Genomic DNA, 9,164 nt, shown 5'->3' with positions numbered 1-9,164 from the left:
GAACTTTTCAGTTGAAGCCGCGTGATTCTATCGAGATCTATACAGATAACGATATGATCATCCTTAAGAAGTTCCAGCGTACTTGTGTATTCTGCAACAGCGCTGAAGATGTTGTTGAGTATAAGGGCAAGACTGTATGCTCGGATTGTATGGCTGAGCTGATGGGGAGGCGTGTATAATGGATCAATCTACTATAAATGCTTGGCATTGCATTATCTGAATTTGATATAACGTATCTAAAAGAATATATATTGGAATCGGAAATTAATAAAACGCAGTTGGCAGAAGCATATAAACCATTTCCGAAAGATAAATTAATGCCGAGAAAAGAAATATCTCTGGAACAGTATGAGGATATGTATAATACTTTGCCGCCTGTTCCTTTAAAGTCTTCTCTGTTTGCAAACGGATTCCAAAGCAGTGAACAGTATTCATATAAAACAAATCCTGAAACAGGCAACGATGAACCAACATACATGACTTTTGTAAAGGCAGACGGAAAAGCATACTATGCCGGAGATAACTTTATGGGTCGTATTTCTGAGGACAATGCTGAAGCGGTGTTAAGTAATCTTTGCCGAGATGAAATTGAAGCAGAGGCAGTTGTTGAAGAAGCTGAAGCGTGCGAGATGTAAGGCTATCAGGGCATTAGTAAAATATTGAAAGGAAGAAGCTATGAATAATACGATAATATCGGTTGTTATGCTGGGCGTATGTCTTATGATATACGCCTTGTATATACTATACAATAAAGTGATCTTACCCAGACAGGAGGAAAAACAGCAGTCAGCTCGGAAAATGTCGGCGAATACCTGGACAAATGTTGCGGATATTGATGACGCAGTCTATACAAGAGACGGATATATCATATCAATATACCGAATTTCTCCGGTCAACACAGATCTGATGACAGTGCGAGAAAAAACGGAGTTTGTTAAGATCGTTTCCGGCTCGTTGTCGTCGATCAGAACTCCGTATAAGATACTGGCTGTTCCGCAGCCGTTTAATGTACAGCCGTACCTGGATAATCTTGGCGAACAGAAAAGAATTGGGTCTGATATACGCAAGCTCATAATATCCAATGAGATCAGTTATGTAAACAGCATGGTAGTTTCAGGCACAATGGTTGAAAAGAAGTTTTACGTCTTGACATGGAGCAAGGCTGAGGAAGATTATGCTAAGGAACGAGAAGATTTTATCACACACTGGAATGACAGCAGGAAGCTCGAAACGCAGCTGCTCAGCCGTCAGGAGATAATACAGCTGTGCAATTTAATTTACAATCCGTCCGTTACTGATGAAATATATGAAAATCAGGCGGTCATACTGCCGGAAATAAGGAGTTGAAATAAAATTGAAGAAGAAAAGAACGCAGTCTAAAGATAGGGTAAATAATTCGGTCATTAATGTAATATCCCCTCAATCATTAGTCAACAACATAAAGGATATTGAAATATCAGGGTATAAGGCGGAGGGATATTTTGTACACAAATATCCAAGCAGACTTGACTACGGCTGGCTTACCAGAATCGTAAATATGGAAAATTCAATTGTCAGCATAGGAGTTTCGCCGATAGATGAATCGGATTTTTTGGACGCTCTCAACAGGAACATAATAAACAAGGAAAATGAAGCTGAAGAAAACAATAATCCTCTGAAACAGCAAAGAGCGGAAACTGCTGCAAATGACAGCAGAAAGCTTATGCAGGAAATTGACAACGAGGGTATCTCGGTCTGTCAAATGGGATTAAACTTTTTGACGATTGCTCCAAACGATAAGGAGCTGCAGCGAGCCTCCAGACGTGCAAGATCTATACTGTCCGGTATGGGCATAAAGACCAGACTTGCCTCCAGAAGACAGGATAAAATACTTAAACAATGCGTTCCCACCTATACTTTAGATCCTGAGGTCAATCAGATAAGCAACAGGATAGTGCCGTTAACAACGCTGATCGGCGGCTTTCCTTTCAGCTCGTCCGGATTCTCAGATAAAAACGGAGACTATTTTGCTAAATCCCTGGACAATAACATTATGATGATCGACTACTGGCTAAGAGGTGATGATCGAACAAACTCAAATATGGTTATAATGGGGCAAGCAGGTCAAGGAAAATCGGCTTTTGTTAAGGCGTTTGCTATTATTCAGTTTAAAAACGGAGTAAAGCAGATTTTTATTGATCCAGACGCGGAATATGTCGAGCTTGCTCATAATCTCGGCGGAGCGGTTATAAATTTGGGCGGAGGCGGCAATACAAGGATAAATCCGCTTGAAATACGTCCGGCGCCGAAGGACGATGAAAAAGAGCTGAACAGATTATACATAGACGAGGGAAACGGCATGGGAGATCTTGCGCTTCACATCAAAACACTTGAAATTTTCTTTTCAATGTATCTTCCAGATCTGACAATGATCCAGAAGTCATTATTGAAAAAAACAATAATCGAGTTGTACAGGCAGTTTGATATAACCTGGGAAACAGACGCTGCAAAGCTGTCGCATACTGATTTCCCTATATTTTCAGATCTTCATAAGCTTCTGAAGCAAAGGCTTGAGGAAAGCGGCGGTGATAAGGACTATCGAGAGCTTGTGGAGCTGCTTACAGATATATCCGAAGGCTCGGACAGCTTTATCTGGAACGGTCACACGACGCTCGATACAGAAGCGGACATTATTGTGCTGAATACCAAAGCGCTGCAGACGACGCCGGACGCTGTTAAGCGGACTCAGTATTTTAACATCCTGACCTGGTGCTGGGAGCAGATGACTAAAGACAGGGATACCAAAGTATTGCTCTATGAGGATGAAGCTTATCTGTCTATTGACCGCAGCGTTCCGCAGTCCTTGGCATGGCATAGAAACTCTATTAAGCAGGACAGAAAATACGAGGCAGGAATAGTTATCATATCCCATAGTGTTGTTGATTTTCTGGATCCCGATATTAAGATGTACGGACAGGCAATGCTCGATATACCTTGCTATAAGGTATTATTCGGAACAGACGGTCAGAATCTTTTGGAACTTAAGCAGTTATATAACCTGACAGAAGCCGAAGAGGAATTATTGTTGAAAAAGAAAAGAGGACAAGCCTTATTCTTAGCCGGAGCTAAACGTCTGGGTGTGCGCTTTGAAATACCGGAATATAAGCTAAAGCTTATGGGAACGGCAGGAGGCAGATAAATGAACAGGTATTTTCTGATTATGAAAATGCTTCAGCAAAACGACAGTAATACCGGAAGAAATGCAGCAGTAATGATAATAGTATTGTTACTGCTGTTTCCGCTTTTTATAATCATACTTATAGCAACTGCGTTATCAATGCCGGCAGACTGGATCAAAGATCATCTGCTGCTGGAAGGCACTCCGGCAGAGGAGCTGTATATCATACAGCAGATACGTCCGGATCTTATACAGCAGGATCAGACTGTACTCGAAGGTTATGATTTCGGTATGCCTATAAACCGCACAATACAGCATTACTTTGGCGATGAAGCAAACGGACGGACGCTCGACTATCTTACTTACAACTGCGACGGCGACAATCTATATGCTATTGCTGACGGTGAGGTAGTCGAGATCGATTCGTCCGAAGCGTTAGGCGGCTGGTATATCGTAGTAGAACATGACGCTCCGGCGGACGATGAGGTCAACTGGTGTCTATACAGTAAATACTGGGCTGTGGACACGGAGGCGGAACACGCTGAAGTAGGTGACAGCGTAGATCAGGGAGATATTATAGGTCACGCTCTTACGGCCGATGAGGATCATGCTACTATGATATTTTGCTTCCAGATGTACGGCGATTCTGATTATGAGCCTATTGACCCTTTGCCTTACATAGGCGAAAAAGAGTTTGACGAGGAAATTATTAAGCACCATTGGGATAATGTTGTTATTGTCGGGAATGAGAAATAATTTTGAAAAATACTTTTGTTGAAATCATTATTGTACTAGCAATAATGATTAGGGTCATATTATAGGTACTTAAATAAGCTGAAAAGCTATAACCTACAAACTTTAGTGACGTTACAATATATAACAACGTACTGGTTGATACCATGGTTAAAGCTATCGTCTTCAAATAATTCAAACATCGTTTTAAAGGCTTCATTAGATAATGATAGCTGTAGAGCAATTATCATTATTATAAACATACTTCGTTTAGTATGTAAGTCTAAGATGAAATCTTTAATTTGATAGTATAATTTCATAATCGTTCCTCCCAGTTTAATTCTACCTCACAAATATGTCGGAGTCAATTTTTTAGGTGATTAATATGAAAAAAATTTTGAATAGAAAACATTCACTAAAGCTAAGTTTTAGCTGTATTGTCTTACAGACAATTATATATGCGGCTACGCTGACTTACTTTAATATGACAGGCTCTATTAAACCATTGGTTGTATGGATACTCATAAAGTTTTTAGTTCTTTGTGCAGCGTTTAAATATATAAAGCAAATAATCAAAAATGCTGTTTCCCATTGTGGGTATCCAACTGCAACAGTTATCGAATCTATTATTGACACATATATTATTGTTTCTGATTTATCAATATTTGCCGCTGTTTTGAATGCGGTGATTTTGTTATTAACAAGGGGGTAAAATAATATATTGAGCAAAACAAATGCAGAACATAGCTATAACCGATCCGAAATACGAAGGCATTATATTAAGCTGCGATACTGCCGATATTTAATTTCAATCATAAAAAAATTTCTCATTAAGACGCTGATAATTTTCAAGTGTCTTTTTAATTTAATCAGATAAAGGAGAGAACATAAATGCAAACGCTTGCCGTAGTAGATACACGATATAAGAGCATGATTATGAGCTGTAATGCTGATGATGACACGGATATAAAGACAATACACAGCGATTATTCGTTTCAAACTTTTCTAAAGAAAGATATGCAGCTGCATAAACATTGCAAAAGAATAATTCTACAGCGAAGCTGCATATCTGAAAATGACGATGAATTATCGGAACTACTGGAGCAGCTGCAAATCATCTATACCGACATTATTATCATTATCATATATCCGGGAGCTAAGGATAAAGCTGGAGGATTTTTAAGATCTGTACTAAAGCTTGAAATACTTAATATTGTCACTGCCGAAGATGAGCAGGAGCAGTACATAGAGCTTGAGCGCTGTTTGACATATGGTATGGACGCTTTAGGCTGGATCAGGATCTTTCCGGAGCTTGTCCAACAAGATGATATAAATACTGAAAAGAAAAATATATTTGCAAAGTTAAGCGGCAGGAAAAAAATCTTAATTGCCGCCGCTTGTGCTGTGCTGATCGGCTGTACAGCGGCGGTACTAGTGCTTCCCAATTCAGGCAGCAATGAAATAGCTGTACAGGCACAGACTTCTGATACATCCGCAGCTGAAGCTTCTTACCCAGAAGCTTCAGCTGCGGAAACGACAAGTGTGACAACATATTTTACGTCCTCCACATCTTCAGCGAAAACATACTCAGCCAGTAGTACATCTAAAAGCACAGCTGCTTCTGTTTCTTCAAAATCAAATACTGCTTCAAAAACAACAACTTCTGCAGACATTTTCTCCAAGACTGAAAAGTCCTCTGAAATTAGCAGATCTGAAACGTCAGTTTCTTATACCGCTTCTGCAGCGCCGCCGACAGCTTCAAGACAACCCGCTGTTTCAGCAGCTGTAACAACAACATCTAAAAGGACTACTACAACAACGCAAGCACGAATTAAAGTACACGGAATAAGCCTAATAACCGGCTTTGCAAACAATAACGTTATATTATCGGTCAATAAGTCTGTAAGCATATCGGCTGTAATATCACCGGATAATGCCGATAACAAAAGTGTAATATGGTCTAGTAACCGTCCAGATATTGCAGTTGTAGACGGCGGCAGGATCACCGCTAAAAGCAAGGGCAAGGCGATAATTACAGCTGTTACTCAGGACGGAGGCTTGTCTGCTTCCTGTATGGTGACGGTACAATAATAAAAATTCGGCTGTTTCCTCCCACAGAAACAGCCGATCAGTTTTTGAAGACATATCTATGGTGACCAAACCGTCTTACATTTCCCAGCTTCCGTTCAGGGAGCTTTTTTGTGTAATCATAGAGCTGTCAAAAACAAACACCCATTTTTTTACTTAGAGAAATGAAAGAAAAAGTACATCTTCCAACTACTTAAATATTAGCATGATTTTTTCAATATGTCAACTTGATTAGCTATATTTAACATATATTTTACATTTGAAAGGATAGAAAATGAAAAGATATTATAAAGTACCCAATATGATATTTGATTTGCAGCTGTCTGCTTCTGCTTTTGTTATATACGTTCTTCTTTCTAACAGATTTTATTTTACAGTTACGGTCAAAATAAAGCTACACACCTTATCTGATCACACAGGCTTGTGTGTAAATACGGTACAGACTGCCCTAAGGGAGCTGCACAGCAAAGGACTTCTAAAAGTAAACCGGAGATATAAAAACGGTCACAGAACTACAAATGAATACACCTTAAATCGCTTGCAGGGAAAATTCAGCAGAATAGACCGCAGGCTTTTTTATTTTATACTCAGCAATGTGGGTAAGTCTGCTTTAATGGTTTACTGCTCTGTTAATTACTTCTGCAATAATAACGGCAGAGCATTTCCGTCTTATAGTCAAATCAGCTCTCTTACAAGACTTTCAAGGGCTACCTGTATTACAAAGGTAAGATTACTTGGCGAGCTGGGACTGCTCATCAGGGAGCATTATATCTGCGCTGCAGGAGATTATGGACACAACAACTATGCTGCTGTAAGTCTAAGTCTAAGGTTTTTTCTTTTCAATATTATACTATCTTCATACCGCAAGGCAAAAATAAATGCCGCACGTCTGCAGAAGCTGATGAAGCTGAAGCTACGGCGTGGTGCCGGATCTGATAATATACGGGGTGGTATAATTTTTGATAAACGTATTAAAGACCCACTTAAGTACTCAAATATTGAAAAGAATAAGTTTTTACCTACTTTAACAGTGATATGTGATATTATACATGAAAATCTGATAAAAATCGGTCATATGCTTCGTAAAGGTTTAAGAAAGCTTCGGAACATGTTCAGATACTAGCTTTACTTCGGTTTCGGTGCAAGCCGAGATTTGTCTTTTTCAATTTTCAATTTAGTTATAGGAATATTTTAGTAGATTTTTATTGTAATTTGTAGTAATACATATCTTGGTATTGATTTTATCTAATTTTGTTATATAATAGATAATTATAGGGAAAGAGGGTATTGTTATGAGTTTTGAAACAATATTTAAAGAAAAGATTGAATTGGAAAAATTGGTTGTCGCGCTTACTCGTGAAAATATGGAACTGAAGCAACGGTATAACTGTAATTCAGAAGACAATCAATTATTTGCGGACTTGTTATTAAAATGGCTTGAAAAGAAGAAGTCCCAGGTCAGAGCCAACACATACGATGGCTATCGTTCGCAGATAAACAAACACATCGAGCCTTATTTTCGTGCCAACAATCTGCACTTATCCGAGATAACTCCCATCGTCATTGAGGATTACTACAGAGTTAAGCAGCGTCAAGGCTTATCTGGTAACACTCTTGCAAAGCACCACAACAGCATTCACGCTGCACTTGGAATTGCTGTTCGCAATCGATGGATTACTTACAATCCTGCCGATTACACGGAAAAGCCGGGAATTGAAAAGTTCTGTGGAAGCTTTTTGACTATTAATGAGCTGCAGCGCTTATTCAAACATTTAGAGGGACACAAGCTGTATCTACCTGTGGTTCTGGCTGCTGTGTTAGGCTTGCGACGGAGTGAGGCTCTTGCATTACGCTGGAAAGACATAAACTGGGACAGCAAAACGGTATGTATACAGCATACAGTTGTCAAGTACAGTGAACATCACAGAAACAAGCTGTTTTTTTCCAACTTGACGAAAAATGACTCCAGTCACAGAACTCTGCCTATACCCGAAAAACTTTTTGATTATCTACAAAAAGTAAAAATTAAACAGTGCAAGTTATACATCAGAAACCGAAAAGTTTACAACAAGCAATATCTTGAATACATATGTGTTGACGAATTCGGTAATTTTATCACTCCTGATTATGTTTCAAAAAAATTCAAGATACATACCGACAGATTGAAACTTAAATGCAGGTATCACGATTTACGGCACACCTGCGCCAGTCTGCTCTATCAGAACGGCACACAGATGAAAGCAGTATCTCAGTGGCTTGGACACAGCAGCACGGCGGTTACAGATTCAGTCTACATTCACCTATCTTTTAAGGACAAGCAGAACATAGCCGATACACTTAACGACATGATTGATTTATAATAACTAAAAATATAATAGCTTCGGGGATCATCTCCTCGAAGCGTAAATAAGGATACATCTTTTTGTGTCACCGTGACAAAGAAGTTTTTCTTTTAAATTTGAAATAATAAATAAGCTCAGGAGAGAATAGTTTTTTCTCCTGAGCTGTTATGTTGTGAGACATCATGTCGCAGTTATAAATTTAACTCTTGAATGTTTCCATATTCCTTAATCAAATAATCACTGCTTGAATAGCTTATTTCAGCATGACAGATTATATCATACGGCAGCTTCACTTTATAAATCTCAAGCTTTTTCGCGTCACTTGCCTCATAGAGGAAAAACGGTGAATCAACTTCATCAAACAAATAGAAGTTTCCCTGTATAACGCCGCAGTTCTGGCAGTGATTAGCTAAATAGCTTTCTTTTACGACGTTTGAATAACCGTATTTTAAACTGTAATTTTTTGCTACAAAATCACATATGTTTTTCGGCAGTTCTTCGATGAAAGGGCAAATATGTATATCGTCTTTAGTATACTTATAATTCCTTTTGCCGTTTTCATCTTCCATTATATACATAAGTTTTTCAACGCCTAAGCCTACAACAGAAGTTTGTTTATGACACTTAAAGCATTCATGCTTTCCACCTATTATGTATATATAATCGCACAGTATAATATTTCCGCTGTTTTTAGGTATCCATTTATCAAATTTATAATAATCTTTTCCGAGAAATACTGACCATTTCTTATATTCTGGATTCCATCTTGCACCCAAAGCCTTCGCTTCTTCTTTTTCTTCATATGGAACATTGAGTAAAAGCATAATTTATTTTCCTCTTTTCTT

General features: G+C 38.6%; 9 protein-coding genes. 8 read left to right on the top strand and 1 reads right to left on the bottom strand.

The genetic code is table 11. The features are described from left to right. Nucleotides 1–317: 317 nt before the first annotated feature. The 8 genes from ACYQ0H_RS10160 to ACYQ0H_RS10125 all read left to right on the top strand — a co-directional run bounded on the left by ACYQ0H_RS10160 (nt 318) and on the right by ACYQ0H_RS10125 (nt 8,337). Nucleotides 318–635, top strand: coding sequence for a hypothetical protein (locus ACYQ0H_RS10160; protein WP_459812722.1), 318 nt, complete (start codon nt 318–320; stop codon nt 633–635). A gap of 40 nt (nt 636–675) precedes the next feature. After that, a complete protein-coding gene (locus ACYQ0H_RS10155) occupies nt 676–1,347 on the top strand; it encodes a hypothetical protein (RefSeq protein WP_459812721.1) in 672 nt (223 codons plus the stop codon). 7 nt (nt 1,348–1,354) lie between these two features. Continuing rightward, nucleotides 1,355–3,178 (top strand): VirB4 family type IV secretion system protein, encoded by a 1,824-nt coding sequence (locus ACYQ0H_RS10150; protein ID WP_459812720.1) that lies wholly within the window; start codon nt 1,355–1,357, stop codon nt 3,176–3,178. Further along, nucleotides 3,179–3,913: a hypothetical protein gene (locus ACYQ0H_RS10145; protein ID WP_459812719.1), complete on the top strand. Its 735-nt coding sequence runs from the start codon at nt 3,179–3,181 to the stop codon at nt 3,911–3,913. It abuts the gene before it with no gap. Between the two features lie 481 nt (nt 3,914–4,394). Next, the gene (locus ACYQ0H_RS10140; protein WP_459812718.1) at nt 4,395–4,601 is read left to right on the top strand and encodes a hypothetical protein; all 207 of its coding nucleotides are present in this window, start codon (nt 4,395–4,397) and stop codon (nt 4,599–4,601) included. Between the two features lie 179 nt (nt 4,602–4,780). Continuing rightward, nucleotides 4,781–5,980 (top strand): Ig-like domain-containing protein, encoded by a 1,200-nt coding sequence (locus ACYQ0H_RS10135; RefSeq protein WP_459812717.1) that lies wholly within the window; start codon nt 4,781–4,783, stop codon nt 5,978–5,980. 271 nt (nt 5,981–6,251) lie between these two features. After that, nucleotides 6,252–7,100: a helix-turn-helix domain-containing protein gene (locus tag ACYQ0H_RS10130; protein WP_459812716.1), complete on the top strand. Its 849-nt coding sequence runs from the start codon at nt 6,252–6,254 to the stop codon at nt 7,098–7,100. Between the two features lie 169 nt (nt 7,101–7,269). Next, complete coding sequence (locus tag ACYQ0H_RS10125) at nt 7,270–8,337, top strand: tyrosine-type recombinase/integrase (RefSeq protein WP_459812715.1); 1,068 nt, start codon at nt 7,270–7,272, stop codon at nt 8,335–8,337. A gap of 173 nt (nt 8,338–8,510) precedes the next feature. On the opposite strand, the gene ACYQ0H_RS10120 is transcribed toward ACYQ0H_RS10125, so the two are convergent. Next, a complete protein-coding gene (locus ACYQ0H_RS10120) occupies nt 8,511–9,143 on the bottom strand; it encodes a DUF5710 domain-containing protein (RefSeq protein ID WP_459812714.1) in 633 nt (210 codons plus the stop codon). Nucleotides 9,144–9,164: the final 21 nt, after the last annotated feature.

It is taken from the genome of Hominimerdicola intestinalis, from assembly GCF_054655215.1.
This window is presented reverse-complemented; position numbering and strand designations above follow the sequence as displayed.

Bases quoted from the DNA above. Each gene is read 5' to 3' on its own strand.
- ACYQ0H_RS10130 (WP_459812716.1), top strand. From the start codon at position 6,252: ATGAAAAGATATTATAAAGTACCCAATATGATATTTGATTTGCAGCTG.
- ACYQ0H_RS10160 (WP_459812722.1), top strand. From the start codon at position 318: ATGCCGAGAAAAGAAATATCTCTGGAACAGTATGAGGATATGTATAAT.
- ACYQ0H_RS10155 (WP_459812721.1), top strand. From the start codon at position 676: ATGAATAATACGATAATATCGGTTGTTATGCTGGGCGTATGTCTTATG.
- ACYQ0H_RS10145 (WP_459812719.1), top strand. From the start codon at position 3,179: ATGAACAGGTATTTTCTGATTATGAAAATGCTTCAGCAAAACGACAGT.
- ACYQ0H_RS10125 (WP_459812715.1), top strand. From the start codon at position 7,270: ATGAGTTTTGAAACAATATTTAAAGAAAAGATTGAATTGGAAAAATTG.
- ACYQ0H_RS10135 (WP_459812717.1), top strand. From the start codon at position 4,781: ATGCAAACGCTTGCCGTAGTAGATACACGATATAAGAGCATGATTATG.
- ACYQ0H_RS10120 (WP_459812714.1), bottom strand. From the start codon at position 9,143: ATGCTTTTACTCAATGTTCCATATGAAGAAAAAGAAGAAGCGAAGGCT.